Source organism: Xanthomonas melonis (genome assembly GCF_020783655.1).
Classification (GTDB): domain Bacteria; phylum Pseudomonadota; class Gammaproteobacteria; order Xanthomonadales; family Xanthomonadaceae; genus Xanthomonas; species Xanthomonas melonis.
In genome coordinates, this window is the sequence record NZ_JAJGQH010000005.1 from 70,485 (window position 1) to 87,951 (window position 17,467).

General features: G+C 63.0%; 11 protein-coding genes. 10 read left to right on the top strand and 1 reads right to left on the bottom strand.

What is annotated here, in order from left to right:
* Window positions 1-892: 892 nt before the first annotated feature.
* Window positions 893-1,660: a hypothetical protein gene (locus LL964_RS06535; protein WP_146092433.1), complete on the top strand. Its 768-nt coding sequence runs from the start codon at window positions 893-895 to the stop codon at window positions 1,658-1,660.
* Window positions 1,653-3,776: a UvrD-helicase domain-containing protein gene (locus LL964_RS06540; protein ID WP_146092432.1), complete on the top strand. Its 2,124-nt coding sequence runs from the start codon at window positions 1,653-1,655 to the stop codon at window positions 3,774-3,776. Before LL964_RS06535 ends, LL964_RS06540 begins: the two co-directional genes overlap by 8 nt.
* A 169-nt stretch (window positions 3,777-3,945) precedes the next feature.
* Here LL964_RS06540 and LL964_RS06545 read toward each other — a convergent pair whose 3' ends face one another.
* Entirely contained in the window at window positions 3,946-7,098 is a 3,153-nt protein-coding gene (locus tag LL964_RS06545; RefSeq protein ID WP_208621486.1) for a TonB-dependent receptor, read from the bottom strand.
* Window positions 7,099-7,963: 865 nt separating this feature from the next.
* Here LL964_RS06545 and LL964_RS06550 point away from each other — a divergent pair.
* The 8 genes from LL964_RS06550 to LL964_RS06585 all read left to right on the top strand — a co-directional run bounded on the left by LL964_RS06550 (window position 7,964) and on the right by LL964_RS06585 (window position 17,169).
* A complete protein-coding gene (locus LL964_RS06550; RefSeq protein ID WP_104588603.1) occupies window positions 7,964-8,704 on the top strand; it encodes a flagellar motor protein in 741 nt (246 codons plus the stop codon).
* Between the two features lie 8 nt (window positions 8,705-8,712).
* Window positions 8,713-9,687 carry a flagellar motor protein MotD gene (gene motD, locus LL964_RS06555; protein ID WP_104588602.1) on the top strand — a complete coding sequence of 325 codons (975 nt, stop codon included), beginning with the start codon at window positions 8,713-8,715 and terminating at the stop codon, window positions 9,685-9,687.
* A 1-nt stretch (window position 9,688) separates the two neighbouring features.
* Entirely contained in the window at window positions 9,689-10,471 is a 783-nt protein-coding gene (locus LL964_RS06560) for a ParA family protein (protein WP_104588601.1), read from the top strand.
* Window positions 10,468-11,706, top strand: coding sequence for a chemotaxis protein CheW (locus LL964_RS06565; protein WP_104588600.1), 1,239 nt, complete (start codon window positions 10,468-10,470; stop codon window positions 11,704-11,706). Before LL964_RS06560 ends, LL964_RS06565 begins: the two co-directional genes overlap by 4 nt.
* A 240-nt stretch (window positions 11,707-11,946) precedes the next feature.
* Entirely contained in the window at window positions 11,947-12,255 is a 309-nt protein-coding gene (locus tag LL964_RS06570; RefSeq protein WP_104588599.1) for an STAS domain-containing protein, read from the top strand.
* A complete protein-coding gene (locus LL964_RS06575) occupies window positions 12,252-12,617 on the top strand; it encodes a response regulator (RefSeq protein WP_002806565.1) in 366 nt (121 codons plus the stop codon). The genes LL964_RS06570 and LL964_RS06575 overlap by 4 nt, the downstream gene beginning before the upstream one ends.
* 33 nt (window positions 12,618-12,650) lie before the next feature.
* The gene (locus tag LL964_RS06580) at window positions 12,651-14,663 is read left to right on the top strand and encodes a chemotaxis protein CheA (RefSeq protein WP_104588598.1); all 2,013 of its coding nucleotides are present in this window, start codon (window positions 12,651-12,653) and stop codon (window positions 14,661-14,663) included.
* Window positions 14,664-14,904: 241 nt separating this feature from the next.
* Complete coding sequence (locus tag LL964_RS06585) at window positions 14,905-17,169, top strand: methyl-accepting chemotaxis protein (protein ID WP_104588597.1); 2,265 nt, start codon at window positions 14,905-14,907, stop codon at window positions 17,167-17,169.
* Window positions 17,170-17,467: the final 298 nt, after the last annotated feature.

The window sequence follows — 17,467 nt, forward strand, 5'->3', positions numbered from 1 at the left end:
GGGCGGAAGCTGGCAACAGATCAACCGGTACAGGTGCCGGCATGGGTGGTGCGGTAGACATGGCAACGCCCTCCTGGAACAACCCAAGAACCGCCACCAACGGCGACGGGATGTCGGGAGGTTCGAAACCGCTAGTAGCCGGCGGGCATATTTCCCTTGCGGGTGTTCTATTAGCCGCCCTCCCGACGCAGGCATTGCATCGGCTTGTGCCTGCAGGATGCAGGCACAAAAAACCCACCGGTTTGACGGAGGTGGGTACCGCTACTAGAGGAGTTTCGACGCTCCTTGGGCTTAGATTGCAAGTACGCGGTCTGGCGTGTCAATACACGCTGGCGGGCCTCGCGCGGCTGTGTGCGCCGCTGGCGCAGTTCCATACGGGCCACGCAAGCCGAGCGCCGTCGCCTGATAAGTGCACCTGACCCCATCACGGCAGGCAAGACGATCCTGGTTGCCTGATCTAACGACAACGGCCGCGTACTGCGGCCGTTGTCGTTTCACTACCAGCATCGCTGCCGATCTACGCCGCTACGCGCGCAGGCTGGGCGCGATGCTTTGGCGACGGCCCGGCTGCCGTGGAACTGAACCTGGAACCGTTATTCGTCCAGCAAGGAGTGGCTGCCCGATGCACAGCGAACCTAGGTCCCCACCTTTTTGGATGTTCTAGGCCATGACCTTGAATTTCTTCGTCATGACGAAAAACGAGGAGGAGTGTGGGCTAGCGCAGGATAGGCTGACGCCGGCGAATTGTATTACGCTACGTCTGCACAACAGATCTACTACCCCCTTCCTGGAGACGCCTATGCCGCGTAATGCCGAGATTGGGCAACCAGAGGTCATCATGATGTGCCAATGCTCGCTCTCCCTCCAGCAATGATCAGGATTGAATTAGAGAATGAACACCAAGATCAATGGATGGATTCTTGATGAATTTGTCGCCCCTGATGCTCATTTAAAGCAAGGCGACTTAATAAAATTTGACAAGGAAAAAAGTCCACTTAAAAGAGCTGGCATCGTGGTTACCGCGGACTGCGATCTGGAGAAAAAGAAACACGCCAAACTGGTAACGCTGGTTTCCGTAATTCCTGTTCAGATCATTATGGAGCACTATCTTTTACTTGAGGATTGCGAGAAAAAGAAGCAGCAGATCGAGAACTATGCATATAAATCTTTTGATATCGATCTCGGCCAAGATTCAGAACTAAAGAAGACGCTCCTTATGAGAGCGCTAGAAAGCCCGCCTGCTGATTGTGACAGCGCATCTATCGTTGCGGCTCGAATAACTCTTGATCAAATCGATTCAATTGCTGTTCAGCAATACAGAGCATTAATGAATGTCATTCAAGCCGGCGTCAAGAAAGCGAGCGCATTAGAGCAACAAGTAAGTAGTAGGGGTGATCTTTTGCTGCTGCCTGACCCTTCTGAGCTTGGAGTGACGGGCAACATTGCGTGGGTGAGGCATATCTGGCAGGTACCATTAACAGCAATTGCACTGCGAACCTCTGAGGTTTCCTCGAGGCAAGGTGAAAGAATAGCTCGCTTAGATTCGCCCTATAGATATCGACTAACACAATTAATGGCGCAAGTTTTTTCTGATATCGGACTACCTGATATTCAGCATCCAATTGAGCAAAGCATCCAGGCGGCCTACGATCATGTCTGAATATATATTTATCACCGAGGCAGCTCTTGATTTCTGCCTGACCAACAGTTCGTTTAATCAAGATTTTCTTCCGCATACGGGGAATGACATTCGCACAGAATCTCTTTCCTCGGATATAGTGGGATATTTTGCTGCCAACGAACCGGATAGCCCTTATTTTTCGCTTATAAGGACCGAATGTCTTAGTGAAATAAAGAAGATTTCCGACCAACCGGAGGACGCTTACAGGAGAATAGCGAGGGTTATAAAAGGACTAAAGTCCCCGCCTGTTCATTTGCCTCGTCAGTGGTCCGAATATCACCATCGGAATCTCCTCGCATTCTTTGCTTTGCCTAAAGGGGCTTCAACTAGACGATGGGTCGCTGACCTGAACGGTTCTTTAAAGGGAGTTCGCTTTGATGTCTTGGCTGCCGCAAGTGCCGAAGTTGACCTCATCAAACATAGCCCGAGGCCATGGCCAGATTCGATCCAGAATGCCATCGCATCACTTGCGACACATAGGTTTCAATTTTCCCAAGCCGATGCAGCGTCAACACTCACGGCGGAAGTTGATTTAAAAGCAATTGGGAGTGCTTCCGTTGCGAATAATCGAACTTATGAGGATTGGGAGCCTCACCTCACCGAGTCGCAAAGGGATGTATTGAAGCACCCAATTGACTCATCCATTCGCATCATCGGTCCTGCAGGCTCAGGAAAGACTCTTGCGCTTTGCATGAGGGCCATCCAGATATCCAAAGATCCTGACGTTGAAGCAAAAGGCAAGAGGATACTTATTGCGACTCATAGTTGGGCAATGGCAGAAAGAATTGATGGTGTGCTTAGCGTGTTAAATGGAGGGGCTCCGGCTGCTGGCATCACGACTTTCCCTCTCCTATCTTTGCTGGAGTTACATGCGGGGCATATCGGCCAGCAGCGTACCGATGTTATTGGGGATGATTCGAGTGATGGACGGTCAAAGTCGCTTGAGATTATCAAGGGCATCCTTGCGTCGTCTGACAAGAAAAGCCGCGCTGGAATATCAGAGTGGATCGCCAGCGGATTGCAAGCGGCGGATGAGAGTCGATCCCGCTTGGAATTGGTTATAAATTTGTATGATGAAATTGCAGGCATCTTAACTGCATCGGGAGTATCTCCAGACGACCCTGATTCAATTAGGCAGTACATAAATGGCGAGCGAGAGGATTGGATGCCTCCATTTTCTACGGTAGTAGATAGAGGTTTTGTTGTCGCCATTTACAGGGAATTCATACAAAATCTCATTGATCGTTCTTCAATCACGACCGACCAGTTTGTTTTGGACTCAATTCGAGTTCTGGAGACTTTTACTTGGCGAATGAGGAAGGAAACCGACGGCTATGACTACATCATAGTTGATGAATTGCAGCTATTTGATCCGCAAGAACGTTCGGCTCTAGAGCTCCTTGGAAGATCGAAAAAGGGGGTTCCTTTCATTACGGCTGAAGACCCCTCGCAAGGTATTTTTGCTGCCCTGAATGCGCGCCCTGGGATTTATCAAAATGAACTAGTTTATTTGGATACTGTTCATCGCTTTAACAGGGAAATTTTTGAACTTATTAGCTATATATACCAAAAATTCCCGCTCAACACTCTTCCTCTTAAAATTGACGCTTCAAAGAGCGCGCAGAAGCAGCTTCCTTGCCTATACACTGCGGATAATGATGCAAATGCCGTTAAACTTGCTGCAGACTTGGCTGAAAATATAAATAATTCTGCGACGCCATCCGACCGTATTTGTATCGCCACACTGGGCGACGTAGATATCGAGTTGGCCGACGCTTTGAATGCACGAAGGCTGTTAGTTACTCGTCTCGCAAGCTTTGATGATGTTGAACAACTTGCCTACAGTAAACGATCTATCATCGTCGCCCCCTGGCAGTTTATCGGTGGCACTCAGTTTAGCCATGTAATTGTAGTGGCGGCGGCAATAGCAGCGCCGCAGTCCCAGTTTGGAAAACTTAGAGAGCTTATATCAGTCTATCTTTCATGTAGTCGAGCAGCTCACTCACTCAATATCGTGACCAGTGGTTACGTTCCAGCAGTCATTTGGGAGGCTAAAGATCACGGATTAATTACGCATATACCTAGTCACTCCTAAGCATCATCAGGATCTGCTTAACCGTTTAATTTAGTGTGGTCGAAATAACGGTTCCAAATAACGGTTCAAATAACGGTTCCAGGTTCACTTCCACCGCAGCCCGGCCGTCACCGAACCATCGCGCCCATACCGTCCGCCACGCGGCAGGCATGGGCGCGACACGTTGGCGCTAGAACTTGTAGGTCAGCCCCAGGTACGCCAGCCGGCCTGCGTATCCGCCGCTATAGAAGCGGGCGCGGGTGTCCTCGCCCAGGTGCGAGCGGGATTCCTGCTTGGTCAGGTTCAGCACCGAGGCGGTGAGGCTGAGCGCTGGGGTGATGTTGTATGCCGCGTTTACATCGATCTGGTAGTACGGCTCTTCAAAGACGTTCAGGCCATTGACCAGGCCTTGTACCAGCTCGCCGCGACGGTTGTACGAGGCGCGCAGCAGCAGGCTGTCGATCTCGTAGAACACGGTGAGGTTGGTCTGGTTCCTGGCGCTGCCCGGCATGGAGGTCTTGCCGGCCTCGGTGCCGTCTTCCAGCCGCACCGCCGCCTTGCTGGCATCGTTATAGGTGTAGTTGAACTGCACGCCGAGGCCGAACGGCAGCGTGTGCTGCGCGTAGAGCTCCACACCCTGCGAGACCGCGTCCTGGCCGCCGGCCTGGGTGCTGTAGTTCTGCACGGTGACCGCTTGCCCGTCGACCATCATGTTGACGTCGCTGATCACGTCGACCGCGAAGTTCTCCACGTTCTTGCGGAACAGTCCCACACCCGCCACCGAGCCCGGCTGGAAATACCATTCCAGCCCCAGGTCGAACTGGTTGGCCTTGTACGGCTCCAGGTTCTTGTTGCTGCCCGAGCCGTACCAGCCCTGCTCGCTGGCACCGCCGGTCAGGCGCCGGTCGGCCACATACTCGGGGCTGTAGAACTCTAGGCTGCCGGGCGCTGCGATGTCGTTGTAGCTGGGCCGCGCGATCACCTTCGACGCCGCCGCGCGCAGCAGCAGGTTCTCGGTCAGGTCGTAGGCCAGGTTGAAACTCGGCAGCACGTCGGTGTAGTTGCGGTCCAGCCCGCTGACCACGAACGACTCGGTGCGTTGCACGCTGTCGGCCAAGCGCCAGTAGCCTTCGGTCCCGCAATAGGTGTCGGCCGGCGCGCCGCCGGGCGTGGCGGCGCCCTGCTGGCAGGCCAGCGGATTGCCGTCGGCGCCGTCGAAGAAATAGTCGTTGTAGGCAGTCACCTTGTCGGTGGAAGCGGCACGCTGGCCGGTGCGTGCCACCCGCACGCCGACGTTGCCGCGCAGCCGCTCGGTGTGGAAGTTGAGTTGCAGGTAGCTGGAGTAGATCTCCTCGTCGACGTTGTAGACGAAGTTGTCTTCGTTGCGGGTCTGCATCGCGCCGTAGGTCTGGTTCAAGTAGCCGATGTAGCCCGGGAAGTTGATCGCCGGGAACGCGCTGGCGTTGACGCCACCGGCCAGGTTGTCCTGCGCGAACAGCAGGCCTGGCGAGAACTGGGTGGCGATGGCATTGCAGCGCCCGTTCCAGTAGCGGTTGTCGTAGTCGCCCGGGTCGGTGCCCGGGCACACCCAGTAGTTGTTGCCGGTACTGCGGTGGATGCCGCCGTCGCGACGCTTGAGGCCGAACTGCAGCGAGTCGAAGACCTCGCCATCGAAATGCCAGGTGGTATCGATCTGCGCATACTGCTGCTGATTGGTGTTGCGGGTCCAGGACGAGCCGGTCGAGCCCAGATCGACCTGCAGGATGCCGTCGCGCAGGTTCTGCATCAGCTCCGGCGAGAAGGTCATGGACGGTGTGCCAGTCAGGTCCCAGGCGCTGGCGAAGTTGCCATTGGTCCAGCTGCCGTCGGCATTCTGCAGCCGCGGCTTGATCGGCAGGGAGAACTGCAGCTCCGGCCCGCCCTTGGCCCAGGTGCGACCGGCCTTGAACGCCACGTCCACCTGCTCGCCACGCCATTCGCCGCCCAGGTCCACCGTCTGCGACTGCGATTTCTCGATGTTGTAGCTGCCGGTGATCTGCGGCGTCGGCACCGTGCAGTCATCCGAGCCCCAGCCGCCCGGCGGCAGGCCGGCCGCGGCGGCCTGCGCCTCGCTGCAATAGTAGGTCTTGCCCGGGCGCAGGCTGTAGGCGGCGCCAGTGACGATGGTGCCGCTGGGATCGAACTGCAGCCGGTCCAGCAGGCGGCCGCCGCGCCAGTTACCGTCGCCGAAATAGCGCGCGATGTTCCACTCGGGAATCTTGATGGTATTGGTCTGCGAGTCCTGCGACAGGTCGAAGCGGAAGTAGTTCGCGGTCAGGGTCAGGTCGTCGGTCGGCTTGAACTGGAGGGTCAGCTGGCCGCCCTTGCGCTCGCGATCCTCCTGCTTGGCGTTCAGGCTGACCGCGGTCGGCATCATGAAACCGGTGTAATAGTTGCTGTCCTGGTCCCAGAAGCCGGTGCCGCCCCACCAGTTGGCGTTGAAATCCGACCGATTTCCGTTCACGTCGACCGCCGGGCCGCCTTCGTCGCGGCCGTACCACTGCCAGCTCTCGGTACTGGCATCGAGCGTGCGAGCGGTGCGCTTTTGCTGCGTGTAGCCAACGAAGACACCGAAGCGGTTGTCCTTGTCGTGCCAGGAGTAGGAGCCCGAGAACTGGCCGTCGGTCTTCCTGCTGGTATCGGACCAGGTGCCCTCGGCGGAGACGAAGCCGGAATGGGGTTCCAGTTCCAGCGGGCGCCGCGTCTGCAGGATCACCGTGCCGCCGATGCCGCCTTCGTCGATGCGCGCTTCCGGGGTCTTGTACAGCTCCGCGCTGCCCAGCAGGTTCGAGGGCAGCAGCGTGTAGTTGAACGAGCGCGTCGGGTCGCCGTTGGACTCGGCGGTGGCGATGTAGTTGCCGTTCAATTGGGTCAGTACCAGCTCCGAGGACAGGCCGCGCACACTGACGTTCTTGCCCTCGCCGCCGTCGCGGCTGATGACCACGCCGGGCACGCGTTGCAGCGCATCGGCCACGTTCTTGTCGGGGAACTTGCCCACGTCCTCGGCGGTGATCACATCGACCACGGCGTTGGCGTTGCGCTTCTGCTCCAGGCTTTTTTCGATCGCGTAGCGGTAGCCGGTCACCGTCACCGCGTCCAGGTCCGTGGCCTGCAACGCGGCCTGGCCGGTGGGCGCCGGCGTGCCGTCGGCCTGCTGGGCGGCGGCGGTGGAGGCGGCGCTCGCGAACAAGGCGATGGCGATACCGGCGGACAGCGTGCTGCGGTGGCGTGCGAATGGCATGCAGTTCATTTCGATCATGCTCTCCCAATGGTGATCGGCTTCGGCGGATTTGCGTCGATCCAACGATCGGACAACAACGCCGCGCGAAGTGACGCAAAAATATCCGGCGCCGCTGCGGCAACCCGGTTCCTCCGCTTCCCTCCCCCCTTCTGCGCAGATGCAATTAGATCGTTCTAATGCAGTTGAAAACTAATTATCACAGCCCCTGCGGCAGCGCATTCTGCTGCGCAACAGGCCCGCGGCGTGGTGAGACATCACGATGACCGGCCGGGCTCGCTACGCCTGCACGCGGCACGGCACAGCCTGCCGCGACGCCGGCTAACGCGGCTCGCTCGCGGCCAGCACAACACCCTCGCTCGCATCCGCGCGCAAGCGGTCTGCCGAAGCGCCCGCACCCTCCCGATCATTTGCAACCGGGCTCAGCCAGAGACAGAGTCGTCATGCGTGTTGGCACTCTCCAGGACATGGCCAACCGCCCACCGCTAAGCGGCTATCGCCATGGCAGGGATGTGCCGCGACGGCGACTCGGGCAGGATGTCCGCCGCGCCGAAGAGCCGATGCCCGGTCGCGCTGGCGCCCTCACCGACGCCAACAACCGGCAGTCCGCGTCTGGACGTACCCTCACCCCAACCCCTCTCCCAGCGGGAGAGGGGCTTTAGTGCGCGCCGCACTCAGGACTCCTCGAAATCACATCAGTAACGTGCCGGGGCAGCAGCGTGGCCGGAGATCGGCGGACAGCGGCACGGGGATGTGCTGCAACGGCGAGTCAGACAGGATGTCTTTCGAGCCAAGGAACCGGTCCCCGGCTGCGCTACCGCTCTCGGCGCAGTCGGCAATTCGAAGACCTGCACCCCAGAACGCCAACTTTCTGGCGCTCTCAACCATCTGCCCCTATCAAGTCCGCCGCACTTGGGCCGATACCGCCTGCATGGACAGATTGAGCATCATCGGACTGGTGCTGGCGCTCGTGGCGATCGTCGGCGGCAGCGTATTGAAGGGCGCCGGCATTTCGTCGCTGTGGTCGCCGGCTGCCTTCGTGATCGTCATCGTCGGTACGGTGGCAGCGATCCTGCTGCATACCTCGCCGGCGGTTTTCCGGCGCGCCTTCAAGATCCTGCGCTGGGTGATCCGGCCGCCGGCCAGCGACCGGCCGCAGCTGGTCGCCCGCATCGTGGAATGGAGCAATACCGCACGTCGCCAGGGCCTGCTGGGCCTGGAGGACCAGTTGCCGCGCCTGGACGATGCGTTCCTGCGCAAGGGCCTGCAGATGCTGGTCGACGGCGTGGAGCCGGAGGCCATGCGCCATATGCTGGAAATCGAGGTGGACAACCAGGAGCGCCAGGATCTGGCCGCGGCCAAGGTCTTCGAGGGGATGGGCATCTACGCGCCCACCCTGGGCATCATCGGCGCGGTGCTGGGCCTGATGGCGGTGATGAAGAACCTGGCCGACCCGGCCATGCTGGGCCACGGGATCGCGGCGGCGTTCACCGCCACCATCTACGGCATTGCCTCGGCCAATCTGCTGTTTCTGCCGGTGGCGGCCAAGCTCAAGAGCGTGATCCATTGCAGCACCAACGAGCGCGAAATGGCGATCGAAGGGCTGATCGCGATCGCCCAGGGCGAGAACCCGCGCAATATCGAGTCGAAATTGGCAGGCTACTTGCATTAGAGCGTGCCATGGCCCGTCGTCGCAAACATCACGAAGAACATGGCAACCACGAAGCGTGGGCGATTCCGTACGCCGATCTGATGACGCTGCTGCTGGCGTTCTTCGTGGTGATGTACGCCATCTCCTCGCTCAACGAGGGCAAGTACAAGGTGATGGCGCAGGCGCTGACCAGCGCCTTCGGCGGCTCGTCGAACACCGCCAGCCCAGTGCAGATCGGCAAGACCCAGACCCTGGGCGCGGACTACGACCGCCCGTCGGTGATCAAGGCCGGCGCACCGATGGCCGCCACCACCGGGCCGACCGACGCCACCCTGCTGCCGTCGATGGCCGCGCAGATGCGCATGCCGGTGTCGTTGCGCAACCAGGCGCAGCTGGCCCGCGCGCAGCGCCAGATGGATGCGGTGGCCGCGCAGCTGAGCAAGACGCTGTCGCCGCTGATCGAGAAACAACTGATCACCATCCGCCGCAACGATCTGTGGATCGAGGTGGAAATCAACAGCGACATCCTGTTCGGCACCGGCTCGGCCACCCTGGCCGGCGCTGCGCGCGACACCCTGTCCACGCTGGCGTCGGTGCTGCGCGATGCGCCCAACGGGGTGCGCGTGGAGGGCTACACCGACAACCAGCCGATCGCCACCGCGCAGTTCCCCTCCAATTGGGAGCTGTCGGCGGCGCGTGCGGCCAGCGTGGTGCACCTGTTCGCCGACGACGGCATCGCGCCGCAACGATTGGCGATGGTGGGCTATGGAGAATTCCGCGCACGTGCCGATAACAGCACTGAGGCGGGACGGAATGCGAACCGGCGTGTGGTGTTGATCATCCTCGCTGACTCGGCTGGCTCACTCGCACCCGATCCGCCATCGCAGTTGCATGCGACCGCCGCCGGGGCGCCGAAGCTTCCCAAGTCTGACGGCGGCCAAACGGCCGTCACCACCGAAAGCGGCACAAGTTCCGTTCCCGCCGTAATTGAAGGAGTGCACTGAGATGCGTATCTGGGCAATCGCCAACCAAAAGGGCGGCGTCGGCAAGACCACCACGACGCTGGCGCTGGGTCGCGGTCTGGCCGCGCTCGGCCACCGGGTGTTGTTGATCGACCTCGATCCGCACTCCTCGCTCACCCGCGCGTTCGGCGTGGCGGTCGACCCGCCGCCGCGCGGGGTGCTGGACCTGTTCGGCACCCCGCCGAGCGACCTGGCCAGCCTGGCCCACGAAAGCAGCATTCCCGGCCTGTCGTATGTGTGTGCGCAAGCGGCACTGGCCACGCTGGAACGCCGCAGCGCCAACCAGCCCGGCCTGGGCCTGGCGCTGCAGAACGCGATGACCCGCCATGCCGGACAGCACGACTACATCCTGCTCGACTGCCCGCCCACCCTGGGCTTGCTGATGATCAACGCGCTGGCCGCCTGCGACCGCGTGGTGGTGCCGACCCAGGCCGAACCGCTCGCCCTGCATGGCCTGGCCAGCATGGTGCGCACCGCCGACATGGTGCAGCGTTCGCGCCGTCGCGAGCTGCCGGTGTCGATCCTGCCGACCCTGTTCGACCGCCGCACCCGCGCTGGCAACGAAACGCTCAAAGAGATGCAGACCACCTACGGCCCGTTGGTGTGGGAAGACGCCGTTCCGATGGATACCCGAATCTGCAATGCCGCCGCCCTGACCGTGCCCGCCGTTGGCGGCGACTATCCGGGCCGCGGCCTGTCCGCCTATCGCCGTGCGCTGGAATGGGTGCTGGCCGACGACGCGATGCGCATGGAGCAAGCCGCATGAGTCACCACACCGCCAATGGTGAGCTGGACGATTACCTGGAAGGCCTGCTACACGATGCCGGCGCGCAAACGCCAGTCGCAGCGCCCGTGGTTGCGGAACCGCCTGCTGCGCTCGCCACGATCGACCAGGCCGAGCTTGCAGTGGCCGAACCGCACGTCGCCATCGCCTCGCCCGACGTCATCGCCGCCGACCTGCTGGCAGAGATGCATGCGGATCCGGCCTTCGGCGCTCCGGTTGCCGCAGCGCCCACGCCCGAACAGATCGCTGCCAGCCTGCTGGCCGAGATGGACGCCGATCCGGCCTTCGGCGCTCCCGTCGCCGTGGCCGCGATGCCCACGCCCGAACAGATCGCTGCCGACCTGTTGGCCGAAATGGATGCCGATCCCGCCTTCGGCGCTCTCGTCGCCGTGGCCGCGACGCCCACGCCCGAACAGATCGCTGCCGACCTGCTGGCCGAAATGGATGCCGATCCCGCCTTCGGCGCTCCCGTCGCGGTAGCCGCGACGCCCACGCCCGAACAGATCGCTGCCAGCCTGTTGGCCGAAATGGATGCCGATCCGGCCTTCGGCGCCGGAGAAGCGGGCGCCGAGATGATCGCCGCGGACCTGCTGGCCGAGATGGATGCCGACCCCGCCTTCGCGCAACCGGCCGCTGCCCCCACACCGCCCGCGCCCGCACCCGTGCCGGCGGCGGCACCGCGTGCAGCGCCGACACCGGCACGTGCCGCACCCGGCCCGGTGTATCCGCCGGCGCTGCAGGCCTTGCTGCATCCCGCGCAGGCCGACACCGTGCAGACCGAACGTCGTGCCAGCGAGCGCAGCAGCCGCTGGCTGCGGCTGCGCTGCGGCGAACAGACCTATGCGCTGGAACTGCTCAAGGTGCAGGAGGTGGTACTTCCGGTGCCGCTGCTGCCGTTGCGCGGCACACCCAGCGCGATGCTCGGCATCATGAACCTGCGTGGCCAGGTGGTACCGGTGATCGACCTGGGTATCCATCTGGGATCCTCGCCGGTGGACATGGACCTGCAGACGCGGGTGGTGGTGCTGGAAGAAAACGGCGAAACCATGGGCCTGCGCGTCTCGGCGGTGGAAGACGTCACCAGCCTGACCGACCAGCAGATCGAGCCGCCGGACAACGCGCGGCTGTGCCGCATCTCCAACAACCTGTTCCGCGGCGTCGCACGCCTGAGCCACCAGCCGATGATCCTGCTCGACGCCACGCAGCTGCTGCACTGAGCGCGACCCAACGCATCACGCACACGGTCGCCGCGTGACCGCAGGGCGCGAGGCGTGCGCACTGTCATGCCGTTGCCAAGCCGAGCGCGCTGCCGCAGGGCGCGCCGCAGGCTTGCGTGCTCCCTGGCACGCACCGCCGCTGACGCAGGGCTTGCACACTTTGGCGTATCACCGATTCACCGTTAAAGCTTTTCCACCTGCCGCCGTTAGTACGCATAGAACCATCCGTTCGGAGCAACAATGAGCACAGTGACATTGGGTGAGGATCTCGGCATCGAGACCAGCGCCGACCTCAAGCAGAAGCTTGCCGGATTCCTCACCCAGGACGGCGACCTGGTGCTTGATGCAGGCGAAGTCCGGCGTATCCACACCGCCAGCGTGCAGTTGCTCTGCGCCTTCGTGCAGAGCCGCCGCCAGGCGGGCCTGCACACCGAATTCGATGGCTGTAACGACACTTTTAGAGATGCGGCTCGTCTGCTGGGCGTCACCGACGCACTCGGACTTCCCGTATCCAATGACAACCTGAAATCTGTGGAGAACGCCGCATGAGCGCACGTATCTTGGTGGTGGACGATTCGGCGTCGATGCGCCAGATGGTCTCTTTCGCCCTCACCTCTGCCGGCTTTGCCGTCGAAGAAGCCGAAGATGGCGCCGTCGCGCTGGGCCGCGCGAAGGGCCAGCGCTTCAATGCGGTGGTCACCGACGTGAACATGCCCAACATGGACGGCATCTCGCTGATCCGCGAGCTGCGCCAGCTGCCGGACTACAAGTTCACCCCGATGCTGATGCTCACCACCGAGTCGGCGGCCGACAAGAAATCCGAAGGCAAGGCGGCCGGCGCCACCGGCTGGCTGGTCAAGCCGTTCAATCCCGAACAGCTGATCGCCACCGTCCAGAAAGTTCTGGGTTAACCCTTACTCGCTCCAGCATCGGATGTCACGCCCATGAGCATGGACCTGCAACGTTTCCACGCCACCTTTTTCGAGGAAAGCCGCGAAGGGCTCGACGCGATGGAGGCCGGGCTGTTGTCCCTCGAAGAAGGCAACCGCGACCCGGAAATCATCAACTCGGTCTTCCGTGCCGCGCACTCCATCAAGGGCGGTGCCGCGACGTTCGGATTCGAGGCCGTCGCCGGCCTGACCCATGTGCTGGAGACGCTGCTGGACGAACTGCGTTCCAACAAGCGCCAGCTCGAGCCCAATGCGGTCGACGCCATGCTCGGCTCGGTCGACGTGCTGCGCGCCCTGCTGCGCGAAGCCGAACACGGCACCCCGGCCGACCCGGCCGCGGTCAAGGCCGTACACACCCGTTTGAATGCCGTGCTGGCCGGCGAAGCGCCCACCGCCGCGGCGGCAGCCAAACCGAAGGAAGAAGAACCCGAAGCCTGGCACATCGGCTTCACTCCGGCGCCTTCGCTGTTCATGAGCGGCAACGACCCGCTGCGCATCATCCGCGAGCTCGAACACCTGGGCCCGCTGCAGATCGCCGCGCGCCTTGAGCGCATGCCGGGCTTCGAGAACATCGACCCGCTGGAAGCCTACCTGGCATGGGATCTGGGCCTGATCGGCAAGATCCCGCGCAGCAAGATCGAAGACACCTTCGCCTGGGTGGTGGACGATTGCGAACTGGACATCCGTCCGATGCCGGTGCCCGCGCCGCCGCCGAGCCTGGCCGTGGAAGCGGCCGCTCCGGCACCGGTGGCCGCAACGGCGCCGTCCGCGCCTGCAGCCGCCGCCGAACCCGCCGCTGCCACCGCCTCCCCGGCCAAGGCCGCCGCGGCCGAAGCCGAAAGCTCCATCCGCGTCAGCGTCGACAAGGTCGATGCGCTGATCAACCTGGTCGGCGAGCTGGTGATCACCCAGGCCATGCTCAAGCAGGTCTCCACCGGCCTGGATCCGGCGCATGCCGAACGTCTGTTCGCCGGCCTGGATCTGCTCGAACGCAATACCCGCGATCTGCAGGAAGCGGTCATCGGCGTGCGCATGCTGCCGGTGGATGCGGTGTTCCGACGCTTCCCGCGACTGGTGCGCGACCTGTCCAGCCGGCTCGGCAAGCAGGTGCGCCTGCGCACGATCGGCGAAGGCACCGAGCTGGACAAGGGCCTGATCGAAAAGATCGCCGATCCGCTGGTCCACCTGGTGCGCAACTCGATCGATCACGGCCTGGAAATGCCCGATGCGCGTCGCGCCGCGGGCAAGGACGAGACCGGCACCATCACCCTGGCGGCCTCGCACCAGGGCGGCCATATCGTGATCGAAGTCAGCGACGACGGCCGCGGCCTCAATCGCGCCAAGATTCTGGAAAAGGCAGCCGAACGCGGCATCGCCGTGCCGGACAACCCGACCGATGCCCAGGTGTGGGATCTGATCTTCGCGCCGGGCTTCTCCACCGCCGATGCCGTCACCGACCTGTCCGGCCGTGGCGTGGGCATGGACGTGGTCCGCCGCAACATCCAGGGCCTGGGCGGCGAAGTGCAGCTGGAAAGCAATGCCGGCAGCGGTACCCGCGTGCTGATCCGCCTGCCGCTGACCCTGGCCATTCTCGACGGCATGACCGTCTCGGTGGCCGGCGAAACCCTGATCCTGCCGCTGGCCTACGTGCTCGAGGCACTGCAGCCGGCAGCCGAGGACATCCGCTCGATGGCCGGCGACGGCCGGGTGCTGCGGGTCCGCGGCGAGTATCTGCCGATCCTCTCGCTCACCAATTACTACGGCTTTGGCGGGCAGCAGTCCTCGCAGGAACAGCTGGTGGTGGTGGTCGAGGGCGACGGACAGAAGATCGCACTGGAAGTGGACGAACTGCTTGGCCAGCAGCAGGTCGTGGTCAAGAACATCGAGAACAACTACCGCCGCATCCCCGGCGTCTCCGGCGCCACCATCCTCGGCGATGGGCGGGTGTCGCTGATCGTGGACATCGGCGGGCTGGTCCGCTCGTTGAAGGTGCCGCAGGCAGCGTAAGGCAGCAGACTGCGGCAGCGATGCCGCGGTGCAGGGCTCCACGCCATCGGCAAGCGATCGGCGTCGGAGCGATCGCCGGCAGTAAGGGGGACTGCCGGCATCAGCAATACCCGTCCGGCCCGACACGCCCGGCGGGAGATTCTGGCCCTTTGTCCGGATCTTGCGACTCAGCCGTCGTCCATCGCCTGCCTCCGGCGGGTGCCCGCGAGGCCAGTCGTTTCTGCATCACGAGAAGACCACTATGAACTGGTTCCGTAACCTTGCCGTCGCACGCAAGTTGGCCGTGGCGTTTTCCTTTACCGCGCTGATCACCCTGAGCCTGGGCGTGTTCGCACTCACGCGCATGCAGTCCAGCGCGCACCTGTTGCGCGAAATCGGCAATGTGTGGGCGCCCGCGGTGCAGCAGTTGAGCGAAATGCGCGCCCTGCTGGGCGAATTCCGCACCTACGAACTCGCCCAGCTGGCGCACGCCGACGATCCGAAGGCGGTACAGAACTACTTCGAACGCATGGACAAGGCGCGCGCCGAAGTGGATGCCGCGCAGAGCGCCTACGCCAAGACCACCACGGCAGGCAAGGAGACCGAGTTGTACAACGAGGTCAAGCTGAAACTGGCCGACTACTACAAGGCCAACGCCGCGCTCAGCGCAGCCGTGCGTGCCGGCGACCTGGTCACCGCCAACGCCGTGTCCGACGAGCAATCGCGGCCGGCGCGGCGCGACCTGTTCGCCAAGCTGGTGGAACTGACCAAGTTCAACACCGCGCACATGAACAGCGAGATCGCCCAGGCCGAAGCGACCTATCGACGCTCGGTCCAGGTGATGCTCGCGGCAATGGCGCTGGCAGTGCTGCTGGCCGCCTTCGCCGGCTGGTTCATCGCACGCAGCATCGCCGGCCCGCTCGGCCGCGCCACCCGCGTGGCCGGCGCGATTGCGCAGGGCAAGCTGGACAACGCCATCCAGGTCGACAGCCGCGACGAAGCCGGTCAGTTGCTGCACAGCATGCAGGGCATGCAGGATCAGTTGCAGGCAGTGCTGGCCGCGCAGTCGCAGATGGCGCAGCGCCATGATGCCGGACAGATCAGCTACCGCATGGACGCGCAGGCATTCCCGGGCGATTTCGGCACGATGGTCCACGACACCAATACCCTGGTGGGTGCGCATGTCACCCTGCAGAGCAAGCTGGCCCAGATCATGTCGCGCTATGCGATCGGCGACCTGAGCCAGGACATGGAACGCCTGCCCGGCGAGAAGGCCGTGCTCAGCGACACCATGGACACCGTCAAGCGCAACCTGTCGGCGATGAACAGCGAGATCAGGACGCTGGCGCAGGCCGCGGCCAACGGCGACTTCAGCGTGCGCGGCGATGCGCAGCGCTTCCAGTACGATTTCCACGCCATGGTGGACAGCCTCAACCAGCTGATGGCCACCGCCGATGCCAATTTGGCCGCGCTGTCCAAGGTGCTGCAGGCCATCGCCGCCGGCGACCTCACCGAGCGCATGCACGGCCAGTTCCACGGCGTGTTCGCGCGGATGCGCGATGACGCCAATGCCACCACCGAACAGCTGTCGGGCATCGTCGGGCGCATCCAGCACGCGACCGCCTCGATCAATACCGCCGCCAGCGAGATCGCCGCCGGCAACCAGGACCTGTCGCAGCGCACCGAGCAGCAGGCGGCCAACCTGGAAGAAACCGCCGCATCGATGGAAGAACTCACCTCCACCGTCAAGCAGAATGCCGAGAGCGCACGCCAGGCCAATCAGCTGGCGATCGGTGCCGCGTCGGTCGCCTCCCAGGGCGGCAGTGTGGTGGCGCAGGTGGTCACCACCATGTCCGGCATCGAGACCTCCTCCAAGAAGATCGCCGAGATCATCTCCGTCATCGACGGCATCGCGTTCCAGACCAACATCCTGGCCTTGAACGCCGCGGTGGAAGCGGCACGCGCCGGCGAACAGGGCCGCGGCTTCGCGGTGGTGGCCTCGGAAGTGCGTACGCTCGCCCAACGCTCGGCCGGCGCCGCCAAGGAGATCAAGCACCTGATCGACGATTCGGTGGGCAAGGTGGCCGAGGGCTCCTTGCTGGTGGACCAGGCCGGCAAGACCATGGCCGATATCGTCGCAAGCGTGCAGCGGGTCACCGACATCATGGGCGAGATCTCCGCCGCCTCGCAGGAACAATCGGCCGGTATCGAACAGGTCAACCTCACCGTCACGCAGATGGACGAGGCCACCCAGCAGAACGCCGCGCTGGTGGAGGAAGCCACCGCTGCGGCCCGTGCGATGGAGGATCAGGCCGGCCAGCTGTCCGATGCGGTGGCGATCTTCAAGCTGCACGGCGCTGCTGCAGCATCGAGCCCGGCGCCGGCGCGCCCTGCCCCGGCTCCGGCTCCGCGCGCATCGGCCAAGACACCGCCCAAGCGGGCAGCGCCCGCCGCCAGGGCGCCGACGGCAGCGCGTCCGGCGCTGGCAGCAGTGTCCGGCGGCGAGACGAGCTGGCACGAGTTCTGACGCCACCGCCACCGCTTCCGCAGCGAACCGACAGGCCCCGGCAGCAATGCCGGGGCCTGTGCGTTCGTGCTGTCCTCACGCGATTGCTGCAACGCCGACTTCGAATGCGCTGGCAGCCGATAGCGGCGCCGCAACGGCTGTCCATCCGCGTGCCGATGCACGCGACCGATCCTGCCGCGTGGTGCCGCAGTGTCGCTGCCGCAGGCGCAGGCGCAGGCGCCCGGCGCCAGCGCGTGGTGGCCGTGGCCACCGCCCCCGCCGGCCATCGGTTCACCGACGTGACGACCGTTGGTCGAAT

Excerpts from the sequence above, each read along its gene's own strand:
- LL964_RS06535 (WP_146092433.1), top strand. The coding sequence starts at position 893 with ATGAACACCAAGATCAATGGATGGATTCTTGATGAATTTGTCGCCCCT.
- LL964_RS06540 (WP_146092432.1), top strand. The coding sequence starts at position 1,653 with ATGTCTGAATATATATTTATCACCGAGGCAGCTCTTGATTTCTGCCTG.
- LL964_RS06550 (WP_104588603.1), top strand. The coding sequence starts at position 7,964 with ATGGACAGATTGAGCATCATCGGACTGGTGCTGGCGCTCGTGGCGATC.
- motD (WP_104588602.1), top strand. The coding sequence starts at position 8,713 with ATGGCCCGTCGTCGCAAACATCACGAAGAACATGGCAACCACGAAGCG.
- LL964_RS06560 (WP_104588601.1), top strand. The coding sequence starts at position 9,689 with ATGCGTATCTGGGCAATCGCCAACCAAAAGGGCGGCGTCGGCAAGACC.
- LL964_RS06565 (WP_104588600.1), top strand. The coding sequence starts at position 10,468 with ATGAGTCACCACACCGCCAATGGTGAGCTGGACGATTACCTGGAAGGC.
- LL964_RS06570 (WP_104588599.1), top strand. The coding sequence starts at position 11,947 with ATGAGCACAGTGACATTGGGTGAGGATCTCGGCATCGAGACCAGCGCC.
- LL964_RS06575 (WP_002806565.1), top strand. The coding sequence starts at position 12,252 with ATGAGCGCACGTATCTTGGTGGTGGACGATTCGGCGTCGATGCGCCAG.
- LL964_RS06580 (WP_104588598.1), top strand. The coding sequence starts at position 12,651 with ATGAGCATGGACCTGCAACGTTTCCACGCCACCTTTTTCGAGGAAAGC.
- LL964_RS06585 (WP_104588597.1), top strand. The coding sequence starts at position 14,905 with ATGAACTGGTTCCGTAACCTTGCCGTCGCACGCAAGTTGGCCGTGGCG.